This is a genomic window from Clostridium sp. UBA871, assembly GCF_002295255.1.
GTDB lineage: Bacteria > Bacillota > Clostridia > Clostridiales > Clostridiaceae > Clostridium_J > Clostridium_J sulfidigenes.
The window spans coordinates 402,558-428,235 of record NZ_DBFV01000003.1; the positions used below are offsets into that span (position 1 = coordinate 402,558).

The following is a 25,678-nucleotide window of genomic DNA, read 5'->3' on the forward strand; positions in this document are numbered from 1 at the left end:
ATGTTCTTATTTTCAGTGATTCTTGGAGTAGTATTAGGATATTTGCTAAAAGGAAATATAGAAAATTTAAATAATCTCGAAATTAAAGGATGGTGGCTTATAGCCCTAGGGTTTTTAGTGGAATTTATAATGAAGATTTTTCTTAAATCAGGAAACCTTCAAATTGGAAGTTTAACTTATGTTTTAAATATAGTAATGTATAGTTGTATAATGGCATTTATATATATCAATAGAAAATATAAGATGATTTTAGTGATTGGGATAGGCTTTTTATTGAATATAGTGGTTATATTCGGAAATGGATGTACTATGCCTATTAGTACAAAGGCTATGGACATATTAAATGTAAGTGGACCAGTAGAAACTAAAGGTTTATATTCTATTATTAGTGGAGAAACAAAGTTTAAATTTCTAGCAGATGTAATACCATATAAGTTATGGAAGTATGGGGGTATAGCCAGTATTGGAGATATTATATTATCTATAGGTATCATTGGTATTATAGTAAAGGGAATGAAGCTTAGGGCAGATTAAAATAAATATAAAATTATATATTTAATGCTTATAGAACACCTTTTAGGTGTTTTTTGCATATTACATAGAATAATAAAATATAATTGTTGAAGAAGAAAATAGGTATAAATTCAAGTAGTTTCAAGTAAAATTCAAGTTATATTTAAAAAAAGTGTATTGACTACAAATTAACAATAATATATATTTATACCATGGGTAAAAAAGGATTTACATAAAGTTATAACATAACTCAATTGAAAAAATTGATAAGGGGGAGGAAATATGGCGTTAAAGGTAAATAATCTTGCTAAGAGCTATGGTGATAAATTGGTAGTTGATAATTTAAGCTTTTCCATAGAAGAACCGGGAGTTTTTGGATTATTAGGAACTAATGGTGCAGGAAAAACTACTACCATAAGAATGATGCTAGGAATGTTGAAAAAAGATAATGGGACGATTACTTGGAATGAGAAACCGTATAATTCTAAAGAAGTTTCAACAGGATATTTAGCAGAAGAACGTGGTATATATTCAAAATTTACTGTGTTAGATCAATTAATATACTTTGGTGAGTTAAAAGGAATGACTCGCAAGGAGGCGTTAAAAAGTATTGAATATTGGCTTGAAAGATTAGAAGCTACTGAATATAGAGATAAAAGAGCAGAGCAATTATCTAAGGGTAATCAGCAGAAAATACAATTTATTGCAGCCTTAATATCTAATCCAGAAGTACTAATTTTAGATGAACCTTTAAGTGGACTTGATCCAGTAAATACAGATTTGTTTAAAGATATAATTAAGGAAGAAATAGCAAGAGGTAAATATATAATAATGTCAAGTCACCAAATGAGTACTATAGAAGAGTTTTGTGAGAATCTTGTTATACTTAATAAAGGCAAAACTGTGTTAAGTGGTAACTTAAAAGAGATTAAAAAATCTTATGGAAGAAATCACTTAATTTTAAGTTGTGATGGAGATATAAAAGAACTATTGGAAAAAGCTAATATGAAAATTTTAAATGAAAATCAAGATTATATAGAGTTAAGTATTAATAGTGAAGATGAAGCTACAAGTTTACTTAAAGAAATATTAAGTAGAAATATTCAAGTTATTAGATTTGAGCTTAGGGAACCAACTCTTCATGAAATATTTATTGAAAAGGTAGGTGAGTAGAATTGAGTATGGATAATTTCTGGAAGGTTACAAAATTCACTGTAGCTCAACAAGTTAAGGGTAAGGCATTTAAGATTTCTACCACCATAATATTGATAGCGGTGCTTATATTAACATCATTAGTAAACTTTATTCCTGCAATTTTTGGTAAGGATGATGACAGTAAAGAGGCAACTAATGGTAGCAAAGAAATTGGAATAGAGACTGCTTATTATATGAATGACTCTGACCTGAAGGTAGATTTAGAGTCAGGATTAAAAGTAGCTTTTCCAAATTTAAAATTAAAAAAGGCTACAGAAAGTAGAGAGGCTATATTAGAAAAACTTAAAACCTTAGAAGATAAGATGGTTTTAGTTTCTATTAGTAATGAAAACATAGGATATTACGTGGAGGTAATAACACCCACTAGTGATGCTGTGTCTTCAGAGGATGGACAAATACTAGCGGAAACTATATCTAGTATTTTAAATAATAGTAGATTAATTAAGGCTGGAGTATCACAAGAAGAGCTAGTAAAATTATCTACACCTATAAACACTCAAGTATTTACTGCAGGTGATGAGGATGATACCTTGGAAGATATGATAATAAAAATGGTATTTCCTATGGTAGTATGTATGCTACTATTCTATATAATTTATTTTTATGGATATTGGGTTGCCAGTTCTATAGTTGCAGAGAAAACCTCAAGAGTAATGGAATTATTACTTACATCAACTAAACCAATGGAACTTGTTGTAGGTAAGTGTGTTGGTATGGGATTCTTAGCAATAACTCAGTTTGCATCTATATTATTAACTGCATATATATCCTTTGTAGGAAGTGGAGCTATAGTTAAGAAGTTTATAGATACATCTGCAAATATATTTGATATATCAGCAGTACTTGGAAAAATTCCGGTGATACAAGTGGTATTAATAATACTGTTCTTCATATTAGGATATGTATTGTATGCTATTATAAATGCTTTAGTTGGTGCAACTATAAGTAAGTTAGAAGATTTAAATACAGCTATAATGCCAGTATCATTTATTTCAATAATAGGTTTTTACCTAGCATATGCAGCAATAATGTCACCAGAATCAGTGATAGGAACCATTGCAACCTATGTACCATTTTCAGCACCATTTTATATACCATCTATGATTTTGTCAGAAACAATAGGTATAGTTCAGATGGGAGTTTCATTATTAATATTAATAGCAACAATTGTAGTGTTGACTCTATTTACAGCTAGGGTATACTCTGTAGTAATACTTCATACAGGTAATAGACTAAAAATAAAAGATCTATTCACCATATTTAATAACGAAAAATAGTATAAGGAAATTATAAGTTTAAAGCTAACTAAGAATAAAATTGTAAAAGATTATTCCTAGTTAGCTTATCTTATCTAAAGATAGTATGAGTAGAAGGTTCATTTTCTCCATATGGAGAATGCTCATTAGCTTTATTTTTAACACCTTCTTGGTATTTAGGGGATATTGGATCAGATTTTAGTGAAGTAGTTTTTTTATTTTTAGTTTTACAAGAATTTTTAGACATAATACTTCCTCCTTAATATAAGTAATATTATCATTTGTAGAATTACATAAAATAATACTAGTAATATATTGTATATATGGTAGTAGTGTTATAGTAAAAATTCATGTTATTGTATTATTTATCTAAGTCTAATTTATTTATAATATCATCATAGGTTGTCTTAGTATTCTTTGAATCTTTATAGTTAATGTAATAATGGGAAGGGCTTGAGTCCAATATGATTTCAATGAAGGGACCCGCTTTGCTAGCTAAGAATAGCTTAGCTTTAATATCATTCTCTAGACTATAATTTCCTTTTTGGATTCTACCCATACCTATGCCGCCTGTCCTAATATGAATTTTAGGCATTTCATCTACTAGGGAAACACTTTTTATTTTATCCTTTGGAATTGAAGCATTAACTCCACTAGATATTTTTATAGAAGTATCAGTGATTGTTACTTTAGTTGAGGAATAACCAATAGCCATTATAGGTATACAAGTTATCAGCATAATAAATATAACTATTACTAATACAATTTTTGTTTCTTTACTAGAGTTTGGATTATGGTCAAAGCGTTGACAATTATAAATAGAATACAGTAGTACAATTACAGTTAGAACTATAAAAATAGATAAAGAAATATTAAAAAAATAATTTAATATAAATCCGATAATATTCAAACTAGAGATAAAAAAGAATGTTTTACTCATATAATTTCCTAAGGCTTCAATTTCCACATTTGCTTTTTCTTCTTTATTCATAGTGTTGTATCCTGAGATTAGCCAATACCACTTTAATTTACTTATGCATATTCCAATACCAAAGAATAAGGATGCAATAATTAAAAGTACAATATTTATTCCCATATAGATTCCTCCTAAATACAGTATATTATATACAAATTATATGATTAGTTATGAAATATATCAAGAAAATAATGTAATAAATATAAAATATAAGAAGTGAAATTTAAAATGTATATGTTGAGTTAAAAAATATGTTAAATAAGTATTGACTATGTTTGTTGAGTATTATATTATTAAGAAAATTAAAATATTTATCCCAATAAGTATTAAAATTAAATTTAGATAATTAAGAGATGTTATTTAGGGTAGAGGAGCTTTTACCAAAAGTATTCTTGAGAAGTGGGCACACGATGATACAAGAAGAAAGGGGAGAAAAGCCGAAGAGAATAACCTGGCAAGGATATTCTCTGGGATAGTACAAAATATGTGCTATACTGCCACTATGAAAATAGTGGAGAGCTACAAAGTAACACCTGTTGTGTTCATAGTGAATTAAATTGAGCGTGACAAGGGTGTTCCTTTGTCCGCCTTTTTTTATTTTTGGTACATAAGTACCCAAATAAATATTACTCTCATAAACTTATAGTGGGGAGCTGAAAGGAGAATTTACTATGAACTTATTTGGAACAATGAATGTTAAAGAAAACAATCTTTTTGTGGGTGGAATTAATACTTTAGAGCTGGTTAAGAAATTTGGAACTCCTCTTTACGTCATGGATGAAGAGCAAATTAGAGATAACTGTAGAAGATATATGAAAGCTATGGGTGCAAAAATAAATGATAACAAAGTAGCCTATGCTGGAAAAGCATTTTTAACTAAGGCTATTGTTCAAGTTATGAAGAATGAAGGCCTATGCCTGGATGTTGTATCAGGAGGAGAAATTTACACTGCTATAGTCAGTGAATTTCCTATGGATAAAGTATATTTTCATGGAAATAATAAAACTATTGAAGAGATAAAACTAGGAATAAAAGCGGGTGTTGGAACCTTTATTGTGGACAATATGATGGAATTGGAGAATATTAATAATATATGTGAGGTTTATGGAAAAACTCAGGATATATTACTTAGAATAATTCCGGGAATTGAGGCACATACTCATGAATATATCAAGACTGGACAGATTGATTCTAAGTTTGGATTTACTCTTTTGGAGGATAATATATTTAGAGTAGTAAAGAGTATAAGTGAGCTTGAGAATATAAATTTAAAAGGACTTCACTGTCATATAGGATCGCAGATATTTGATATAGAACCATATAGAGAAGCTGTAAGGATTATGATTAATTTAATGAATAGTATTAATAATCATTTTGAAATTACTATGACAGAACTTAACCTAGGTGGAGGTTTTGGTATATATTATGGTGAAGGTGACGATCCCAAAACTATAGAGGAATATTGTGCTGGAATTTTAAATGAAGTAGAGAGTTGTAGTAGAAAATTACAGATGAAAAATCCTAATATAATAATAGAACCAGGTAGAAGTATAGTTGGAAATAGTGGAATCACTTTATATACTATTGGAGGAGTTAAAGAAATTCCTAATATTAAAAAATATGTATCTGTAGATGGGGGAATGACAGATAATATAAGACCATCATTATATAGTGCACAGTATCAAGGATTAATAGCCAATAATGTAGAAAATAATGAAGAAGCTATGGTTACTATTTCTGGTAAATGTTGTGAATCAGGAGATGTATTAATTAATGATATAAGTCTTCCAAAGGTAAAAAAAGGTGATATATTAGCAGTGCTTTCTACAGGAGCCTATTGCTATTCCATGAGTAGTAATTATAATAAGATTCCTAAGGCACCAGTGGTTTTAGTTGGAAAATTAGGACCAAGGCTCATATGTAAAAGAGAAACCTACGAAGATATGTTAAGAAATGAATTAGATTTAGACATTATATAGTAATTAATTTTAGCTTATAACAAGAGATACAGGTGAAAGGAAATGAAAATATAAAAAGGGAGTGATATAAACACGGGGATACTAAAAAAGTATCCTCGTGTTTATCACTCCTTTTTAGTTACCTACTGGGTGTTCAGTAGCGCTAGTATCTACAGTTACAGCAGAAGTTTTAGAAACTAATTTTCCATTTTTGCTTTTAAATATTTCAGTTGATATAATATAGTCCATTATATTGTTAATTTCTGTAGGTGATATACTATCTTTAACAGAGTTAACTGTAAGATTAAATTTATTTTCCGTTTCATCCTTAAAGGTCATAACTAATTTTTTTTCCATTATTAATCCTCCTTATTTTTTAGAATTATAATTATGAGAGAGTAGAAATTTTTTATCTTTAGCTTTCATTCAAAGTATAATCATCTAGTTTTTTAATTTCTGTAGGTTCACTTATTAGTACAGATCCAATTACTATGCCTAAATTGTAGACCTCTTCATCAATAGCAGATCCACTTACCTTTGAAAACCTTTGACTTTGAATTTTCGGACTACCATCCTGGTTTTGCCCCTTTGTATATTTAATAACTAAGGCTGTATTATTTTTAGTATTTGTTATTGCCATAGTATCAACTCCTTTCAATGAACATATATGCCTTTCAAGATAAAAGTGGAAAATAATTATAAAACTTTGAAATTTAGAAAGATAATATAGTAAAATTAAGAAGATGAATATTTAATAAGTCATTATTTAAAAATATATAGATAAGTGTATAGAGTGTTATAATAAGTGATTTGAATTTAGGAGGAAACAATGAAGAGAATTAGAGATTATGAAGTTACTGTAGGAAAATTACCAAGGGGAGAAAAAAATAAAATTACTGATGTAAAAGGAGTAAGGGTAGGTCATGTTACATTAAAAGATGGAGATGTAAACACAGGAGTAACAGCTATATTACCCCATGATGGAAATCTATTCAAGGATAAAGTATATGGAGCTGTTCACGTAATAAATGGTTTTGGAAAGACTGTAGGAACCATACAATTAGAGGAACTTGGAACAATTGAAACACCAATTATGCTTACAAATACTTTAAATGTGGGGACAGTAAGCCAAGGATTAGTCAGATATATGCTTTCAATAAACACTGATATAGGTGTTGAAACAGGAACTATTAACCCTATAGTTGGAGAATGTAATGATGGGTATCTAAATGATATTAGAGGACTTCATGTTAAAGAAGAGCACGTATTTGAAAGTATAAATAATGCATCTACAGATTTTTTAGAAGGAGCAGTAGGAGCAGGAACTGGAATGAGTTGCTTTGGGTATAAGGGTGGCATAGGATCTTCTTCTAGAAAAATAAATATAAAAGATGAAGAATATACACTAGGTGCATTGGTATTATCCAATTTTGGAATCAAGGAAGATTTTATACTTAATAACAATGATATAAAACCTATGTTATATGGGAATAATATAGGTGTAAATATAACTAATACAAACTGTAATATAGATAATTTGGAAAAGGGATCTATTATGATAATTTTAGCTGCAGATGCTCCGCTATCACCAAGACAATTGAAAAGAGTGGCAAAGAGAAGTATTGTGGGTATAACAAGATTAGGTTCTTATCTTGGAAATGGAAGTGGTGATATAGCAATTGCTTTTAGTACAGCTAATAAAATTAAACATTATGAGGAATGTGTAACTAGTAAAGTTAATGTAATTAATGAAAATTATATCGACTTCTTTTTTAGAGCAGCTGCAGAAGCGGTAGAGGAGTCAGTTCTAAATTCTCTAATTACAGCCGACACAGTTATTGGTCGAAATGGAAATAGAAGAGATGGATTATCTAAATCCTTAGATTAATAAACAGGATTGTATATAAGAATTAGAGTATAAGTCACTTAAAATTATTGACATGAAATATATTAAATGATAAATTATTTATAATAGGATTTATTTACACAGGAGATGGTTGTAGTGAAATACTTGTCAAATAGAAAATATGAACATCATCATAGATGCAAGGTCTTATAATTATGGTTTTAAAATTAAGCCATAGATAGGGCCTATTTGTGCGAGGGCAAATGTATCTATGGAGTTATTGAGTTTTATATCTCTAAGGATACTAGTTGTCTTTAGAGATTTTTTTATAGTATGAAAGCTTTAGATTTTCAGATAAATATTATATAAGTTTTATAAATTAAGGAGAGATTGATATGAGTACAAAAATAACAAAGCCTAGTATATTGCCAGGATTTATGGAGCTTACTCCAAGAGAGCAAGTAGCCTTTAATAATGTTTATGATGTCATTAGAAGAAATTATGAGTCTTTTGGATTTCTACCTATAGACACTCCTATAATTGAAAAAAGTGAAGTATTACTTGCTAAAACTGGTGGAGACACAGAAAAGCAAATATATACTTTAACTAAGGGTAGTACAGAGATGGCATTAAGATTTGACTTAACAGTACCACTTGCACGTTATGTAGCTCAACACATGGAAGAAATAGCCTTTCCATTTAAAAGATATCAAATTGGAAAAGTTTATAGAGGTGAGAGGAATCAGAGGGGTAGATTTAGAGAATTTTATCAGTGTGATGTAGATGTAATTGGAAATGGAGCATTAAGCATAGTAAATGATGCTCAGATTCCTAGTACTATATATAAAATATTTAAAGAGTTAGGCTTTGATAACTTTAAAATAAGAATTAATAATAGAAAAATCCTAGATGGATTTTTAAGAAGTTTAAATATAGATAATTATATAGAGGTATTAAGAGTTGTAGATAAAATTGAAAAGATTGGAGAAGCCAAGGTCAGAGAAGAATTAGAGGAATATATAAAAACCAGTGAAGGAATAGATGAGGTTATTAAATTTATAACTATAGAAGGTAGCAATGAGGAGAAGATTCAGTTCTTAAAAAATAGTTCAGTGACCAACGAAAGATTTTTAGAAGGTGTTGAAGAATTAGAAACTGTAAATAAGTATATAAAAGCTTTTGGAATTCCTGATAAAAATTATGTAGTTGACTTTAAGATAACTAGAGGATTAGATTATTATACTGGAACAGTATATGAAACATTCTTAGATGGTTATCCAGAATTTGGTTCAGTGTGTTCAGGTGGTAGATATGATGATTTAGCCCAGTTCTATACGGATAAGAAGCTTCCTGGAGTTGGTATATCTATTGGATTAACAAGATTATTCTGGAGTTTTATGGAAAGTAATATTATAGATTTAGATAGTAATTCACTTATAGATGTTTTAGTGATACCAATGGATGAAGATTTTGATTATGGTATTGAAGTTTGTAATCAATTAAGAAAATCTGAAGTTAAGGTTGATATTTACCTTGAAGGTGGAAAGTTTGCTAAAAAAATGAAATATGCAAATAAATTAGCTATACCATATGTTATTATCATTGGAGAAGATGAGAAAACATCTAATAAAATACTTTTGAAAAATATGGAAAATGGTGAGCAACAATTAGTATCTACAGAAGAATGTATTTCAATTTTAAATAGTAGATAATTATAATGGTAGTATTAAAATCTAATAAATGATATAACATTTTTAGTATAAAAATGATTAGAGTCAATTAACTCTAATCATTTTTTATTTAAGTATTATTTAAATGCTTTTATATATGAAGACATTATGTATTCTCCAACTTTAAGATTATGTCCCCACTTTTCCTCATATTCATTAGGAACGGCTTTAGTAGTTATATTAATTTCTTTAAAACCTGAGTTTTTTAAGTATACTTCTAATTCTTCAACTGAAGAAGCACCGGTAACTCACCCACAATATAAAGATTCATCCGCCTTCATGTCCTCTGTAAGTTCCCTCATTAAAACTATATCAGAAATTGCAATACGTCCACCAGGTTTTAGAACTCTATATATTTCATCATAAACCCTTTGTTTATTTGGAGATAGATTTATAACACAGTTAGAAATAACTACATCTACAATGTTGTCTGCTACAGGTAAGTTTTCAATTTCGCCAAGTCTAAAATCTATATTTTTATAGCCGTTTTGAGAGGCTGCCATTCGAGCTTTTCTTAACATTTCATGAGTCATATCAACTCCAATTACAAAACCCGTAGGACCAACTTTTTTTGAAGCTAGAAAACAATCAAATCCACCGCCACTTCCCAAATCTAAAACAGTTTCATTAGGACTTAAGTTAGATATAGAAAGAGGATTACCACAGCCAAGTCCCATATTTACTCCTGAAGGTACAGAGTTTATTTCTTCTTCAGAGTACCCTATTTTATTTGAAATTTCTACTGCGGACTTTTTAAGAGATATTTTACTAGTGCTACAGCAACTATTTTTATCTATCTTTCCGAGAGCTATGTTTTTATAGCTTTCACGAACAGCATTTTTTATTAGTAAGTTTTTATTTGGATTCATATAAAACTCTCCTTAATTATTTATTAAATAGTAGGGTAAGCAATAATTAGTATATTATGCATTTTATTATACTATATAAAATGGCTTATTTATACTTAGTAGTAGATAAAATGGATTAATATATAATAAATCAATGTGATTTTAAATCATAATTTGATTATAAAATCAATGAATATATAGTTAACAAAATATAAATTTTAAATAAAATTAAGAATACTTAGGTATACGAAGTTAAAATTTTTGGTATACTTTATTTTCGAAATAATGTAGATATTTGGATTATTATGGATTTACATGTTGAAAAAATATCAAATATATGGATAAATAAACAATAAAAAGTATTTTTATGTAATAGATTAGTGTTTATGGAAGAAAAATCAGATAATTTTTTTATTGAAATAAATTCTTATACTGTTAATATATTCTTAAAAGTATATAAAATAATTAACATAAGTTAATAAATTTATATACATATCATATAAGGTTAAGAAAATTATATATCAAGGGGGTAATTTAATGAACTTTAAAAAGGGCATATCTGTTGGACTAGCTCTATCTTTAGTGTTAGGTTCAACAATGACAGCGTTTGCTTCTCCTAATGAACTAGTTAAGTCTTTGGGAGAAAGTAAAGAAAAACTAATGGTATTACAGGCTCAGATAAAACAAGAGCCAGCACTTCAAACAATTAAAGACTCTGATGAAGTTAGAGTTATAGTAGAGTTAGACAGTGAGGCAGTACTTGAAAAGGCTACTAAAAAGGGGATAAAACTTGATGAAATGAGTAAATTTGAAGTTGGTAAACTTCAAAGCCAAGTTTTAAAAGAACAACGATCATTACAAAGTAAAATCAGTTCTAAAGGAATTAAATTTGAAGTTATAAATAGCTTTACTAATGTAGCTAATGGATTTAGTATGAAAACTACATTAGGACAAGCTAAAAATCTTGAAAGTATGGCTGGAATTAAGTCAGTTACTATTGCTAATGAATATGAAAGACCAGAGCCTATGATGAATAATAGTGGTGAAATCATAAAAACGGAGCAAACCTGGGCTAGTGGATACAATGGAGAAGGTACAGTAGTAGCAGTTATTGATACTGGTGTGGATTCAACACATAAAGATATGGTTCTTACAGATAAAAATAAAGCTGAACTTCAAGCAGATGAAGTACAAGCTATATCTAAGGAAAAGAAATTACCAGGTACCTATAGAACCTCAAAGGTTCCTTATGGATACAACTACATGGATAATAATCAAGAAATCTTAGATTTAGGTCCAGATGCTTCAATGCATGGAATGCACGTTGCGGGAACAGTAGGAGCTAATGGAGATACTAGCAAGGCTGGAATTAAGGGAGTTGCTCCGGAAGCACAAATTCTTGCTATGAAGGTATTTGGTAATGACCCAGCTATGGCTTCTACTTTTGGTGATGTTATAGTTAAGGCTATAGATGATTCAGTACTTCTTGGCGCAGATGTTATTAATATGAGCTTAGGTTCAACGGCATCTTTTGTAGATGATACAGATTTAGAGCAAGTTGCAGTTAATAGAGCTGTAGATAATGGTGTAGTTATGGCAATATCAGCAGGAAACTCTAATGTGTTTGGAAATGGGCATGATAATCCATATGCTGAGAATCCTGATTACGGTGTTGTTGGTTCTCCAGGGTTAGCGACAGATTCTCTTCAAGTTGCATCTATAGAAAACAATGTTGTTACTGGATATGGACTAGAGTTTTCAATTGGTGGAGAAAAGAATATAGCTCCATATACTTCATCAGGAACAGATATTTTATCTGTATTTAAAGGGAAAGAACTTAAAGCTGTAGATTGTGGATTAGGCGGATTACCAGAACACTTCCCAGCAGAAGTAAAAGGTAATTTAGCTTTGATCGAGCGTGGTGGTTATAATTTTACAGATAAAATAGCTAATGCTGAAGCAGCAGGTGCTACTGCAGTTATAGTTTATAATAATGCTAGTGGTGGAGAAGGACTTATAAGCATGATGTATCCAGAGGGTGGTACAATTCCAGCGTTGTTTATAGGAAATTCATTTGGTGCTAAAATTGCTACACAACTAAAAACTTCAGAAGTTAAGGTTGTAGCAAATGGTAATACTATATCAGTTCCTAATACAGTTAAAGGAAGCATGTCAGATTTTACATCTTGGGGAACTACTCCAGATTTAGAGTTTAAACCTGAAATTACTGCACCTGGTGGTAATATATGGTCAACACTTAATAATAATAAATATGGAAACATGAGTGGTACATCTATGGCTTCACCACATGTAGCAGGTGGATCAGCATTAGTACTTCAAAGAGTAGATAAAGACTTTAAATTAACTGGTGAAGCAAGAGCTAAAATGGCTAAAAAGTTAATGATGAGTACAGCCGTAGCTCATGTAGACAATGGAGCAAATCAGGCAGAAGGAGTTGTTGCAGGACCCAACTATACATCACCTAGAAGACAGGGTGCTGGAATTATGGATCTTCAAGCGTCTACTACTACACCAGCTATAGTTACAGATACAACTACTGGTGAATGTAAGGTCAATTTAAAAGAAATTAAAGATAATAAAGCTACATTTACTATAGAAGTTCAGAACTTTAGTGACAAAGAATTAACTTATAATGTGGCAGGTACTGTTCAAACAGATTTAATGTATAAAGGATATACACTTTTAGAAGCACAAAATATAATTAATAAAGATACTAAAAAATTCCCAATATCTTTTAATAATAATACAATTAAAGTAGCTAAAAATGGAAAAGCTCAACTTACTGCTACTGTGGATTTAAGCAATACTATAACAGCATTTAATAAAGCATCCATTGAAGATGTTTTTGTAAATGGTGGATATGTTGAGGGATTTGTAACTTTATCTGATCCTACAGATACAAACCCAACTTTAAGTATTCCATATCTAGGATTTAAGGGAGCATGGGATAAAGCTCCAGCTATAGATGCATCAATCTATGAAACAGAAAGAGCTTCTTTCTATGGAGTTACATCTATAGTAAATAGTGATTTAGATTTCCTAGGTGTAGATTTATCAGGTAAAAATACAGATGGTAATAAAGTTGCATTCTCACCAAATGGTGATGGTGCAAATGATGCAATATTACCTATTCTTTCTTACTTAAGAAATATGAAGGAATTGGATATAGAAGTATTAGATAAAGATGGAAAAGTTATAAGAAATTTAACTCAAGATTTCAATGTAAAAAAGCATTACCATGATGGAAAATACGATAAGTATAGTATCCGCAAAGATGCTACTTGGGATGGAACTGTTAACAATAAGGTAGTTGCAGATGGTGCATATACTTATAGAGTTAAAGCAAAAGTAGATTATGATAATGCTAAATGGCAAAACTTTGACTTTAAGGTAAATGTTGATACAAAGGCACCTGCAGTTAATAAAGTTAATTATGATAAAGATACTAAACAACTAGAAGTAATTGCAGAAGATAATAATAAGGGACATGTTTATAAATATGTACTTATTAGTGATGGTAAAGCAGTAGAAGAAAATGCAACAGGAAAATTTGATTTAAGCAAGTTAGATTATAAAAAGTGTTCTGTAGAAGTTTATGATTATGCACAAAATAAAACGTCTACTAAAGTAACAGAAGCAACTACAGGAGAATATAAGGAGCCTACAGGAGCAGCACAAGGAGATACTACAATTCCTACAGTGATGGTTGAAGGACCAGAATTCTTTGGAGTATCAAAGAGTGGTAAAGTAGTTGTTGAAGGTACCGTAAAGGATGCTTCAGCTATAGCAGAGTTTACTGTAAATGGAAAGAATGTACCATTAACCTTTGATACTCATAGTGGTCTTTGGAATTTCTCAACTGAAGTAGAATTAAAAGATGGATATCATAGCATTATGGTTGCTGCTAGAGATGCTGCAAATAATAAAATAGAATTTGCTCATAAAATATTTGTAGATACTACAGCACCAGTAGTTAACCTTGAAGGTGTACCATCTGAAACTACTAAAGATTCAGTAATTATTTCTGGTAAAATAAACGATAACCTACCAAGCTTAAAAGTTAAGGTAAATGGTAATGTTGTTAAAACAATAGCACCAGATTGGTCATACTTTAATGATTTAGAAAGTGCTAAATATGATTTAGCTTATGAAGTAAAATTAGCTGAAGGTGAAAATAAAATTTCTGTTGAAGCTATAGATGATGCAGGAAATACAACTGTTAAGGAAATAACTGTTAAAAAGGTTAAAAAGATTGTTGAGTCTACTGGTAGATTATATGGAAAAGATAGATATGCAACAGCAGTAGAAGTTAGTAAGACTGGTTGGAAAAAGTCTGATATGGCTGTAATAGCTAATGGAACAGCATATGCTGATGCTTTAGTAGCAGCACCTCTTGCAGCAAACTACGACGCACCAATACTATTAACTGAAGTTGGTAAATTAACTGAAGCTACAAAGACTGAATTAAAGAGATTAGGTGTTAAAACGGTTTATGTAGTAGGTGGAACAGGTGTTGTATCTGAAGCTACAGTTAAAGAGATGGCTAAGATGGGAATTGATGTAGTAAGATTAGGTGGAGCAAATAGATATGAAACTTCACTAGCAGTGGCTACACAGATAGATAGACAAAAGAATGTTGAAAATATCTATGTAGTAGGTGGATATGCTCCAGCAGATGCAGTAACTATTTCATCTAAAGCAGCTACAGATAAGACTCCAATAATATTAGTTGAGACTAAAAAGATTCCTGAGAAAGTATTATCATGGCTTAAAAATCAAAAACTTAAATCAGCTTATGTTATAGGTGGAGAAGGTGTAGTTAAGAACTCAGTTATGAAAGATTTAAATAAAATCACATCTGAGGATATAGCTAAAAATAGAATAGGAGGAGCAGATAGATACGAAACTAATGCATTAGTTATAGAAAAATTATTTGCAAAAGAGCAAAAAAATATGTATGTAACTGAAAGTATGAAGTTAGTAGATTCTCTAGTAGTTGCACCTCTAGCAGCTAAAACAGGTTCACCAGTTATAATAACTAATTCTAATTTATCTGATAAACAAAAGTCTTTAGCAGATAAGATGTTAGTTAAGAAAGTAGTAGAAGTGGGTGGAGAAGTTAGTAAAACTGCTGTGCAAGATTTAGCAAATAGAATAAATAATAAGTAAAATAAAGATAATAGTAAAATATCCTAGGTAGTAATGCCTAGGATGTTTTTTATGTAAAATATGAATATATTGCAATTATTTATATTTTAGTACACGTATATGTTTAAAAATCCCAAAATATAAATCGCATACGATATAAATATTTTTTTATGTAGTAAAAGTGAGAAATACAAAGAAATAATCCTCTTGAAATAAACGAATATAATGTTAAAATATTCTTGTAAGTGCAAAATTTTACATTGAAAAATGTATAGGGGGGATATGTATGAAAAGTGATAGGTTAAGGCGTATCATGGCAGGAATTTTTACTATTATCGTAATGACCACTTCTGTATTTACTACAAATGGATTTGTAGCATATGCGGATAATAATGAATTGCATATTGATGTCAGTAGAGCGCATTCAATTACTAGAGGGGAAAAAACAATATTAAGTGCTATAACAGATTCTCAGTCAAGCAGTGAATTTTATCCACTATATAAATCTGATGATGAGGTAACTATTATTGTTGAATTAGAGGACAAGCCCTTAATTGAATATTATTCAGCAGAGAAGACATCTGATAATGTATCATCTTTTATCACGTCAGCAAAATCTCAAGGAATTAATAACAAATTATTGAAAGAACAAGAAGTTGTAACGAAAAGAATTTTGAAAGAAGTTCCTATAGTTGTGGAACAAGAATACACTGTGGTAATGAATGGATTTTCCTTAACTGCTAAATACGGTGATTTAGATACCATTAAGGCAGTTAAAGGAGTAAAAAATGCATTTGTTTCAACAATTCACTATTTACCAGAACCAGAAGTTGGGCATGAACCAACTATGAAAAATAGTAGTGAAATTATTAGTTCTAATGAGGCTAATAAAGCAGGATATACAGGTAAAAATATGGTTGTTGCAGTGTTAGACACTGGACTAGATGTTAATCACGAAGCGTTTAAAAATAGTCCAGAAGACATAAAGTACACAGAAACTGAAATTACTGATCTTATGAATTCTAAATATACAAATGCAAAGGGTAAGATATATAAGAGTGAGAAGATTCCTTTTGCCTATGATTATGCAGATAAAGATAATGATGTAAAGGATTTCCAAAGTCATGGTACTCATGTAGCTGGAACAGTAGGGGCTAATGGTGAAAATTTAACTGGAGTTGCTCCAGATGCACAACTTATGATTATGAAAGTATTTAGTGATAAGTCTAGTGGGGCAAGAGATAGTGATATTTTAGCAGCATTAAACGATGCAGTAGCATTAGGTGCAGATGCAATTAATATGAGTCTTGGTTCAGGGGCTGGATTTACAGCAGAAGCTGAAGAGGTAATTAATAAAACCTATGATAGAGTAGCAGAAGCAGGAATAAATTTAATGTGTGCAGCAGGAAATGACTATAGCTCAAGTTATAATTCTAATTTAGGAATAGATCTTCCATTAGTATCTAATCCAGATAATTCTATGGTGGGATCTCCATCAACCTATAATGCTGCCACATCAGTTGCAAGTATTAATAATAGAAAAATAATTGGAGCATATATATTAGCAGATGAAACAAAAATAAGATATACAGATGCAAATGAGGGAACTAGTAAAGAATTTAATTCTCTTGAAGGTGAATCAGTAGAATATGTAGTTATTCAAGGTATTGGCACAGTAGATGATTTTAAAAATATTGATGTAAAGGGTAAAATAGTTCTAGTAAAACGTGGAACCATAACTTTTACAGAGAAAGAGACTAATGCTGTTACTGCAGGAGCATCAGGAATTATTGTTTATGACAATGCTCCAGGAAACCTATTAAATATGAAGACTGATGGTAAAATACCAGCTATTTTTATTTCAAAGGAACATGGTGAAATCCTCGTTAATAAGTCAGAAAAAAACATTTCTATATCAAAATCATACAAGGAAGCCTTTGATTCAACTTCCAAAGGTCAAATGTCTGACTTTTCATCTTGGGGTGTAAGTCCAGATTTGAAATTAAAACCAGAAATAACAGCTCCGGGAGGAGACATATACTCTACATTACCAGGAGGAGTTTATGGTTCAATGAGTGGTACATCAATGGCTACCCCTCATATGGCTGGTGCTTCTAGCTTAGTGAGACAATATATAAATGAAAAGTTTCCTTCTTTAACAATGAAGGAGAAAGAATTATTAGCAACACAATTGTTGATGAGTACAGCAATTCCTGCAACTGATCCAGATGGCGTTGCATATTCACCACGTAAACAAGGTTCTGGAGTTGCTAATATTTATAGTGCTGTAAAAACATCAGCATACTTAATTGGAAGTGATGGAAAACCAAAGGCTGAATTGGGTGATAGTACATCAGGTGAATATTCTTTCAAATTTAGTGTAAAGAACACATCAGATTTGCCAGTTAAGTATACTGTAGATACTACAGTTTTAACAGAAAAAATATTGGCTACAGATGAAGGCAAATTCTTTGCACAAGCTTCTGAAGAATTAGATGCATCTAAGGTAAGTGTTACATTAGAAGGAATAGAGGGAAATATTATAACAGTAGATGGAGGAAAAACAGAATCTATAAGTATTTCTTTAAAACTTACTGATAGTGCAAAGAAAGATTTAAAAGTCTGTAATAATGGAACTTTCATTGATGGTTTTGTTACACTTATATCTGAAAATACGGATAAGATTAATTTGAATTTTCCATTTGTAGGTTTCTATGGAGATTGGCAAGCTATACCAATATTTGATAACGATTTATACGATGATGAAACAGCAGCTATGTATGAAACTACTCTTGGATATTTCAATAGAACTACTTGGAAAGGAAGTTACCTAGGGGTAAATCTTTTCAATGGGAAGGATAAACCTGTAATAGCTGATGAAAATAAGATTGCTATAGGACCAAATATTAACGGCTCTTATTCTGTAAATGCAGTAGTTGGATTATTGAGAAATGCAGAAGAAGTAAGTTACACAGTAACTGATAGCAAAGGCAATGAAGTTTATAAAAATAAGGCTGGAAAAGAAACTAAATCCTTCTATGATGGAAATAGTGGTAGCATTACCTATGCAGTAGATGGTGCTGGTTGGGATAGTATGAATAGTAAGGGAAATAAGCCTCTTGAGGATGGAGTTTATACTTATAAAATAAGTGGAATACCAATAGGGGGGGATGAAAAGGATTTACAAGAGATTAAATTCCCAGTTACAATTGACACACAAGAACCAGAATTGATAAATACAAAAATTCAAACAATTGATGGAGTAAAATATCTAACTATAACTTTAAAAGATAATCATTACTTACAAGGTATGCAATTAGTAGATGAAAAAGGAGATCCTTTAACAGAAATTATTGTGTTAGATAAAGATAAAACAGGAAGTGAATATGACCAAATATTTAAGATAGGTGACTTAAATATGGAATCAGTAAAAGTCGTAGCCGTGGATTATGCTATGAATTTCCTAGAAACTGATTCTATTGCATTATCTGAGGGAGATATTGCCCCTGAAAGTGTAACCTTGAAGGATAGAAATCTTGAATTGGCAGAAGGCTCAGAATTTCAAATGAGTGCTAAAGTAAATCCTTATAATTCAAAGGATAAGACTTTAACATGGTCCTCTTCTAATGAAGATGTTGCAACAATAAGTGAAACCGGTTATGTTAAGGCTCTGACTAAAGGTGAAACCACAATTACAGTTTCTACAGTAAATGGAAAAACAGATTCTACTACATTAAAAGTTGTAGATAAAGATGAACTCACTACTGAATTAAAAGCGCCATATATAATTTATAATGATGGTAATTATAAACTTCCAGTAGATTTATTAGATAAAACAGTTGTAATAAAAGATACAGCAAAATCAGTATCTATTGTTGGAAATAATACAAATACAAATATGAATCCATATTCTGGAGTAGACATAAGCTGTGAGGGAAATGTAGACCTTGTAATAAATAATTTCAATATAAAAGTAACTTCATTCTTTAAAAATGCAATTGAATTTAAAGGAGCTAAGAATACTTTAACATTAAAAGGTGATAATACCCTTACAAGTGTATCTGAGTACTCAGATAGAGCTATTATAAGTGCAGCTTATGGTACAGAGCTTGAAATATTAGGTAAGGGTACATTAAACGTAATAGCATCAAAAAATAATTATGGAGCATGTATTGGTGGCGGAAGTTCAGAGGAAATTATGGATTCTGGTACAATAAATATAAGTGATGGTGTTATTAATGCTACTACCTATGGAGCAGGTGCAGCCATAGGCGGTGGATATGGCGGTATTGCTACTAATATAAATATAAGTGGTGGTAAGGTAACAGCTATTGCAGATGTTAAGAGCTATAATGGATCAGCAACTATAGGTAGTGGATCAGGAGCTGAAAATATTGATAAATTACCTGGAACAATTAAAGTTACTGGTGGTGAAATTAAAGCAATTAACTGTAGTAATGGCGCGACTATAGGTGATTGTAGTATGGGTAAGACAGATTACAATATATTAGTTTCAGGTGGTAGTTTAAGCGCTGAATCAAATAGCAAGAGTACCTTAACTGCTGGAGCAGCCATAGGTTCAGGTGTTTCAGCTAAAGGTAAAATATCAATAAATATTTCAGGTGGTATAGTAAATGCTACAACTACAAGTAGAGGTGCTGCCATAGGTGGAGGCTCTAAAAGTGAAGCTGGAACTATAAATATTGAAGGTGGTACCATTACTGCAACTTCAAGTAGTTATGGTGCAGCTATAGGTAGTGGTTATAGTGGTAAGAAACAAGATATAACCATATTAAAGGGTACAATAAAAGCTACAGCAACAGATAAAGGACAAGCAATAGGTAAAGGTGAAGGTGGAGAAGAGTGCACATTAAAAGGAATAAATGACTTAACTCCTTATATAGCAACAATTTCAGCACCTAATGTAACAAATGTTAAGGTTGATGGTGTAGATTGGAATATAACAAAAGGACATGAAGAAGACGAAAATATTTATTTATATCTAGTAGATAAAACTGAGCCATACAAAGTAGAAGTTTTAGCAGATGGTGTAAATAAGATGTTCCTTGTAACAGTAAAGGATGGTAAGACTAGTGTTGAAGAAATAGACATTACTCCTCCAAAAACTCCAACTATAGTTGAAGAGAATGGGTTAGTAACATTAACAGCAGCAGATGAAGATACAACAAAAATGGAATATAGTTTAGATAATAAAACCTGGACTGTCTATACAGAACCAGTAAAAGTTGATGAAAAAGCAACAATATATGTAAGAGCTATAGATAAAGCTGGAAATATAAGTGAAGTAGCACAGTATACAGTACCAGATAGGACAGCACCAGGAGTTCCAAAAATAAAAGAAGAAAAAGGCTTGGTAACATTAACACCAGCAGATGAAGACACTAAAGTTATACAATATAGCTTAGATGGTAAGGAATGGGAAGAATATAGTGAACCAGTACAGGTACCGGAAAAATCAACAATATATGTAAGAGCTATAGATGAAGCTGGTAATATTAGTGGTGTAATAACTTACACAATACCTGATATAACAGCGCCGAAAGCTCCTGTTATTACTGATAAGGATGGCTTAGTAACATTAACAGCAGTAGATGAGGATACAGTGAAGATGGAATATAGCTTAGACAATAAAAACTGGGATACCTATACAGAACCAGTAGCATTAAAAGAACAAGAGACTATATATGTTAGAGCTGTTGATGAAAGTGGTAATATAAGTGCGATAGTATCCTATATATCTCCAGATGTAACATCACCTAAGTCTCCGATTATAACTGAAAAATCTGGTGTAGTAACAATAAAAGCAGCAGACAAAGATACAGCAAAAATGGAATATAGCTTAGATAACAAAAACTGGACTATTTACACTGAACCAGTAAAAGTTGATGAAAAAGTAACAATATATGTAAGAGCTGTAGATGGATATGGTAATATAAGTGAACTAGCACAGTATACAGTTCCAGATAGAACAGCACCTAAGTCTCCAGTTATAACTGAGAAGGATGGTTTAGTAACATTAACTGCAGCAGATAAAGATACAGCAAAAATGGAATATAGCTTAGACAATAAAACATGGACTATCTATAAAGAACCAGTAAAAGTTGATGTAAAAGCAACAATATATGCAAGAGCAATAGATGAAGTTGGCAATATAAGTGAGATAGTAAAATATAAAATGACAGAGAAACCAGAAAAACCAGAAAATCCGGGAAATCCAGAAAAACCAGAGAATCCAGAAAAACCAGAAAAACCAAGTAATCCAAGTACAGGAAAACCGAGTAATCCAGGGACTCCAAGCAAACCAACAGGTAAGATACCACAAACAGGTGGTATGATTGGAAGTGGTGTAATGGCATTAGGAGGTATAATTACCGTTGCAATTGGATCACTAGTTTTAAAAAGAAAAAAATAATTAAAATTAACTAATAAACAAAAGAAGATATAATTATAATATAAAACCAAAAGACTGAAATAGATAAATTAACTATTTCAGTCTTTTAATATGATTTAACATTCATATTATTATATATATGGTATAATTGTATTAAAATGTTAAGGAGGATATCATGTATATAATAGTAGGACTAAATATATTGTTAGTTTTCATAGCGGTAATTTATATGGTAAAAAATATACTTATTAACTACAGATTATCTGAAAGTGGACTAAAAAATGGATGTATTGCAATACTTATTTGTATAATGGTATGGTTTGCTGGAAATGGAGCACTTATTGGTATAAAAATAATAGAGGCAGAGGATACTTTAGAGTACATGGTTAATAATGAAAAAGAGGAATATGAAGAATTAGATGTAAATTTTGTTAAATCAACTATTGAAGAAGATAAAAAATATGTTAAGAAATATTTTTTAATTTCAGGAATATCCTTTGTATTCTTTGTGTTATTAACAAAGAATATTTCAAAAGAAATAAGGGAAAGACCTACTACAAGCAAATGGGACTTATCTAAGTATAAATAAAAGCATATTTACAAACTCATATGTAAAGGGTTAATATAATTATAGAAGGTTTATTAACTTTCAAAATACAAAGATGTATTATAGGGGGATTTTTAACATGGAAGGTACAATAAAAACTAAAGTAGAAAATTATACTTTAAGATTTGCTGAAGAGAAGGACATACCTTTAATTCTAAAATTTATAAAGGAATTAGCTGATTATGAAAAGCTTTTAAATGAAGTAGTTGCTACTGAAGAAATTTTAATGGAATCATTATTTGTTAGAAAGGCAGCTCAAGTAGTAATTGGTGAGTATGAAGGTATACCAGTAAGTTTTGCATTATTTTTCCACAACTTCTCAACCTTCACAGGTAAACCAGGTTTATATTTAGAAGATTTATATGTGAGACCTGAAATGAGAGGAAAAGGAATGGGAAAAGCACTTCTTTCATTCTTAGCTAAATTAGCTGTAGAGAGAGATTGTGGTAGATTTGAATGGTGGTGTATTGATTGGAATGAACCGTCAATAAAATTCTATAAGCAGCTTGGTGCAATACCAATGGATGAATGGACTGTATATAGAGTATGTGATAAAGCATTAACTAATTTGGCAGCAGAATTTTAATTCATAGCTGTATTTAAAATAATAGGTAAAATTTTAATATATTATATGATTTATATAGTAAATATTTTTATTTTTTAGCGACTATTTTATAGTCGCTATTTTTTATGAAATTTATATAATAGAAAATATATTTAATAAATTCAAAAAATTTAGAAAAAGTCATTGACATTATTTATACTAATTGTATATAATAAAAGGGTAGTAAAAATTAGTAAAACTAAATAAAACTAGAAAATAAATTTTAAAAAAGGAGGTAGGAAAATGTTAAACAATTTATTAGTAATCAGTGAAATGAATAGAAATAGAGTTAATGCTAGAGTCAATGTTGGCGCTGGCAATATTAATAGTGCATATAATCACATTTTACAATTTAATATTTGGAATATTACCCTGCCTCAGAATATAGGTTTAAAAGATTGATTTTTAACAAACTATTTTGTGAGAAAAGTCCTAGGGTAACCCGGGACTTTTTATATATTTATAAGGCTTTTAATACAATTATTTATACTAAGATAAGTAAGATATACATAAGCCTAAAATGAATTTTAATATTTAAGGATTAATTCCTTAGTATTATTCACGCTATAGATGATTTAAGTCATAGTCCTATATACCAAGAGGTATAGGACTATGACTTTTTTATTTTTATTTATATCTATAGCAAATTTATAGACAGCAGAGTTTAACATGATTGGGGATTATATGACAAAAGGGAGGAAGTATTATGACTAAGAGGTGGTTTGCAGATACTAATTTTACACATTAAAACATAAGAGGTTAATAATAATAACCACATTGAAGGAGGGATTCAAGTGAAAAAAATCTTGAGCTATGTAAAAAATCATTTAGGGGTAGCTATATTTGGTATAGTTTCAATGATTCTGGTAATTTCAGCAGATTTAACAATTCCCTATGTAACTGAAATATTTATAGATGATGTACTTCGTGGTAAAAACTATGAAATTATAAATAAAATATTGTTTATTATAGGATGTATATCATTAATAAAGTTTTTCTTTGGATATCTAAAGGAGTACTTATTTGATTATTTAGGAATAACTATTTCTAAGGAAGTAAAGGAAACTTTATTCAAGCATATTGAAGGACTGTCCTTCTCTTACTTTGACAAAGTAAACACCGGTGAATTAATGTCAAGGGTAGGGGAAGATGCAGATAATATAATGGACATTATGGGCTTTGGGTTTAGGCTTTTAATAGAAAATATAGCCTATTTTGGTATAGCTTCAGTTCTATTATTAAGGATAAGTCCAACACTTACCTTAGTAGCTCTTTCTACTATGCCAATAATAGCATATATCACCATAAAATCTGAAAAGAAGATTGATGATGTATATGACAGAATAAGTGACCACATTGCAGAGCTAAATACTACAGCACAAGAAAATATTGCTGGAGTTAAGCTAGTTAAAGCTTTTGGAAGAGAAAAACATGAAATTCTTAAATTCTTAAAATACAATTCTAAAAACTTTGATTTACAAATGGAACATACAAAGATATGGATTAAATTCTTCCCATTAGAGGAGTTCTTAGGGAATCTTTCTGTAGTTCTTGTAACCTGTGTAGGTGGTATTTTAGTAATCTACAATAAGATTACTGTAGGTCAATTGGTGGCATTCACTAGTTATCTATGGATGCTTATATGGCCAATGAGAGAATTTGGATGGCTTATGAATCTATTCTCTAGAACTAAGGCTTCAGCAGGAAAGATAAACAACATTTTAGAGGTAAGCACTACTATTGAAAATTCTAAAGAGGGAATTGTTCCACAGAATATAGAAGGTGAATTATCACTTAAAAATGTATCTTTTACCTATGGAGAAAAGAATGTATTAGATAATATAAATCTTAATATTAAAGCTGGATCTACAGTAGCTATTATGGGTACTACAGGTTCAGGAAAATCAACATTAATGGCACTCTTAGGAAGAAACTATGATGCTACAGAAGGAGAAATAACTTTAGATGGTATAAATCTTAAGGATTTAAACCTAAAATCTTTAAGAGATAGTATTTCTATAGTTCCACAAGATTCTTTTCTATTCTCTGATACCATTGAGAATAACCTTAAATATGGTAAGAACAATGCTACTAAAGAAGAACTAGAAAAGGCTGTAGAGCTTGCATGTGCAAAGGAATTTGTAGATGGACTTAAGGATGGATATGACACATTAATCGGTGAGAGAGGTCTTGGACTCTCAGGAGGTCAAAAGCAAAGATTATGTATAGCTAGAGCTTTGATAAGAGATAGCAAAATTTTAATTTTAGATGATTCAACTTCTGCTTTAGATATGGAAACCGAGTATCAATTGCTTAAAAATTTATATCATGGAGACGCGAAGAAGACTACCTTTATCATTGCCCATAGAATATCAGCTGTAAAAAATGCAGATATGATTTTATATATGGAGGATGGAAAGATAGTAGAGAGAGGAAATCATCAAGAACTCTTAAATAAAAAAGGTAAGTATTTTGAGATATATCAAACTCAATTTAAAGATTTCTTAGAGTTGTCAGATGAAGATGTGGCTAACTTTTAAGAGA

Annotated in this window: 17 protein-coding genes and 1 riboswitch; of the genes, 12 read left to right on the forward strand and 5 right to left on the reverse strand. The window is 30.5% G+C overall.

Translation table 11 applies throughout. The features are described from left to right. The 3 genes from B3086_RS03520 (at position 1) to B3086_RS03530 (ending at position 3,005) form a co-directional block, all read left to right on the forward strand. Entirely contained in the window at positions 1–534 is a 534-nt protein-coding gene (locus tag B3086_RS03520) for a DUF5317 family protein (protein WP_346847485.1), read from the forward strand. Between the two features lie 261 nt (positions 535–795). Beyond that, a complete protein-coding gene (locus tag B3086_RS03525) occupies positions 796–1,686 on the forward strand; it encodes an ABC transporter ATP-binding protein (protein ID WP_346878244.1) in 891 nt (296 codons plus the stop codon). Positions 1,687–1,694: 8 nt separating this feature from the next. Further along, positions 1,695–3,005: an ABC transporter permease gene (locus tag B3086_RS03530; protein ID WP_346879679.1), complete on the forward strand. Its 1,311-nt coding sequence runs from the start codon at positions 1,695–1,697 to the stop codon at positions 3,003–3,005. Positions 3,006–3,075: 70 nt separating this feature from the next. Here B3086_RS03530 and B3086_RS03535 read toward each other — a convergent pair whose 3' ends face one another. Both B3086_RS03535 and B3086_RS03540 read right to left on the reverse strand, forming a co-directional pair. Beyond that, positions 3,076–3,231 (reverse strand): hypothetical protein, encoded by a 156-nt coding sequence (locus B3086_RS03535; RefSeq protein WP_346847482.1) that lies wholly within the window; start codon positions 3,229–3,231, stop codon positions 3,076–3,078. A 114-nt stretch (positions 3,232–3,345) separates the two neighbouring features. Next, positions 3,346–4,080, reverse strand: coding sequence for a DUF3784 domain-containing protein (locus tag B3086_RS03540; protein ID WP_346879622.1), 735 nt, complete (start codon positions 4,078–4,080; stop codon positions 3,346–3,348). Between the two features lie 238 nt (positions 4,081–4,318). Further along, positions 4,319–4,490, forward strand: a riboswitch (Lysine riboswitch). Positions 4,491–4,631: 141 nt separating this feature from the next. Between B3086_RS03540 and lysA the strand changes: the two genes are divergently transcribed. Then, positions 4,632–5,939: a diaminopimelate decarboxylase gene (gene lysA / locus B3086_RS03545; RefSeq protein ID WP_346847480.1), complete on the forward strand. Its 1,308-nt coding sequence runs from the start codon at positions 4,632–4,634 to the stop codon at positions 5,937–5,939. Between the two features lie 114 nt (positions 5,940–6,053). Here lysA and B3086_RS03550 read toward each other — a convergent pair whose 3' ends face one another. Together B3086_RS03550 and B3086_RS03555 are read right to left on the reverse strand one after the other, a co-directional pair. Then, complete coding sequence (locus B3086_RS03550; RefSeq protein ID WP_346878246.1) at positions 6,054–6,275, reverse strand: DUF2922 domain-containing protein; 222 nt, start codon at positions 6,273–6,275, stop codon at positions 6,054–6,056. Positions 6,276–6,333: 58 nt separating this feature from the next. After that, the gene (locus tag B3086_RS03555) at positions 6,334–6,558 is read right to left on the reverse strand and encodes a DUF1659 domain-containing protein (RefSeq protein ID WP_346892780.1); all 225 of its coding nucleotides are present in this window, start codon (positions 6,556–6,558) and stop codon (positions 6,334–6,336) included. A 189-nt stretch (positions 6,559–6,747) separates the two neighbouring features. On the opposite strand from B3086_RS03555, the gene B3086_RS03560 reads away from it, so the two are divergent. Together B3086_RS03560 and hisS are read left to right on the forward strand one after the other, a co-directional pair. After that, positions 6,748–7,806: a P1 family peptidase gene (locus B3086_RS03560; RefSeq protein ID WP_346892782.1), complete on the forward strand. Its 1,059-nt coding sequence runs from the start codon at positions 6,748–6,750 to the stop codon at positions 7,804–7,806. A 353-nt stretch (positions 7,807–8,159) separates the two neighbouring features. Continuing rightward, positions 8,160–9,476 (forward strand): histidine--tRNA ligase, encoded by a 1,317-nt coding sequence (gene hisS, locus B3086_RS03565; RefSeq protein ID WP_346879621.1) that lies wholly within the window; start codon positions 8,160–8,162, stop codon positions 9,474–9,476. A gap of 95 nt (positions 9,477–9,571) precedes the next feature. Here the strand turns inward: hisS and arsM are convergent, their stop codons facing one another. Then, on the reverse strand, positions 9,572–10,363 hold the full coding sequence (arsM, locus tag B3086_RS03570; RefSeq protein ID WP_346876549.1) for an arsenite methyltransferase: 792 nt from the start codon (positions 10,361–10,363) through the stop codon (positions 9,572–9,574). Between the two features lie 516 nt (positions 10,364–10,879). Here arsM and B3086_RS03575 point away from each other — a divergent pair. The 6 genes from B3086_RS03575 to B3086_RS03600 all read left to right on the forward strand — a co-directional run bounded on the left by B3086_RS03575 (position 10,880) and on the right by B3086_RS03600 (position 25,674). Next, complete coding sequence (locus tag B3086_RS03575) at positions 10,880–15,532, forward strand: cell wall-binding repeat-containing protein (protein ID WP_346892784.1); 4,653 nt, start codon at positions 10,880–10,882, stop codon at positions 15,530–15,532. Positions 15,533–15,797: 265 nt separating this feature from the next. Beyond that, entirely contained in the window at positions 15,798–21,944 is a 6,147-nt protein-coding gene (locus B3086_RS03580; protein WP_346892786.1) for a S8 family serine peptidase, read from the forward strand. Between the two features lie 154 nt (positions 21,945–22,098). After that, positions 22,099–22,512: a hypothetical protein gene (locus B3086_RS03585; protein ID WP_150845722.1), complete on the forward strand. Its 414-nt coding sequence runs from the start codon at positions 22,099–22,101 to the stop codon at positions 22,510–22,512. Positions 22,513–22,609: 97 nt separating this feature from the next. Continuing rightward, entirely contained in the window at positions 22,610–23,116 is a 507-nt protein-coding gene (locus B3086_RS03590; protein ID WP_346847472.1) for a GNAT family N-acetyltransferase, read from the forward strand. 261 nt (positions 23,117–23,377) lie between these two features. After that, entirely contained in the window at positions 23,378–23,536 is a 159-nt protein-coding gene (locus tag B3086_RS03595) for a hypothetical protein (protein ID WP_346847471.1), read from the forward strand. A gap of 392 nt (positions 23,537–23,928) precedes the next feature. After that, positions 23,929–25,674 (forward strand): ABC transporter ATP-binding protein, encoded by a 1,746-nt coding sequence (locus B3086_RS03600; protein WP_346847470.1) that lies wholly within the window; start codon positions 23,929–23,931, stop codon positions 25,672–25,674. Positions 25,675–25,678 lie beyond the last annotated feature (4 nt).

Coding starts and splice junctions, on each gene's coding strand:
- B3086_RS03520 (WP_346847485.1), top strand. CDS start 1: ATGTTCTTATTTTCAGTGATTCTTGGAGTAGTATTAGGATATTTGCTA.
- B3086_RS03575 (WP_346892784.1), top strand. CDS start 10,880: ATGAACTTTAAAAAGGGCATATCTGTTGGACTAGCTCTATCTTTAGTG.
- B3086_RS03580 (WP_346892786.1), top strand. CDS start 15,798: ATGAAAAGTGATAGGTTAAGGCGTATCATGGCAGGAATTTTTACTATT.
- B3086_RS03550 (WP_346878246.1), bottom strand. CDS start 6,275: ATGGAAAAAAAATTAGTTATGACCTTTAAGGATGAAACGGAAAATAAA.
- B3086_RS03585 (WP_150845722.1), top strand. CDS start 22,099: ATGTATATAATAGTAGGACTAAATATATTGTTAGTTTTCATAGCGGTA.
- B3086_RS03595 (WP_346847471.1), top strand. CDS start 23,378: ATGTTAAACAATTTATTAGTAATCAGTGAAATGAATAGAAATAGAGTT.
- B3086_RS03555 (WP_346892780.1), bottom strand. CDS start 6,558: ATGGCAATAACAAATACTAAAAATAATACAGCCTTAGTTATTAAATAT.
- B3086_RS03540 (WP_346879622.1), bottom strand. CDS start 4,080: ATGGGAATAAATATTGTACTTTTAATTATTGCATCCTTATTCTTTGGT.
- B3086_RS03525 (WP_346878244.1), top strand. CDS start 796: ATGGCGTTAAAGGTAAATAATCTTGCTAAGAGCTATGGTGATAAATTG.
- B3086_RS03590 (WP_346847472.1), top strand. CDS start 22,610: ATGGAAGGTACAATAAAAACTAAAGTAGAAAATTATACTTTAAGATTT.
- B3086_RS03560 (WP_346892782.1), top strand. CDS start 6,748: ATGAAGAGAATTAGAGATTATGAAGTTACTGTAGGAAAATTACCAAGG.
- B3086_RS03530 (WP_346879679.1), top strand. CDS start 1,695: ATGGATAATTTCTGGAAGGTTACAAAATTCACTGTAGCTCAACAAGTT.
- hisS (WP_346879621.1), top strand. CDS start 8,160: ATGAGTACAAAAATAACAAAGCCTAGTATATTGCCAGGATTTATGGAG.
- B3086_RS03535 (WP_346847482.1), bottom strand. CDS start 3,231: ATGTCTAAAAATTCTTGTAAAACTAAAAATAAAAAAACTACTTCACTA.
- lysA (WP_346847480.1), top strand. CDS start 4,632: ATGAACTTATTTGGAACAATGAATGTTAAAGAAAACAATCTTTTTGTG.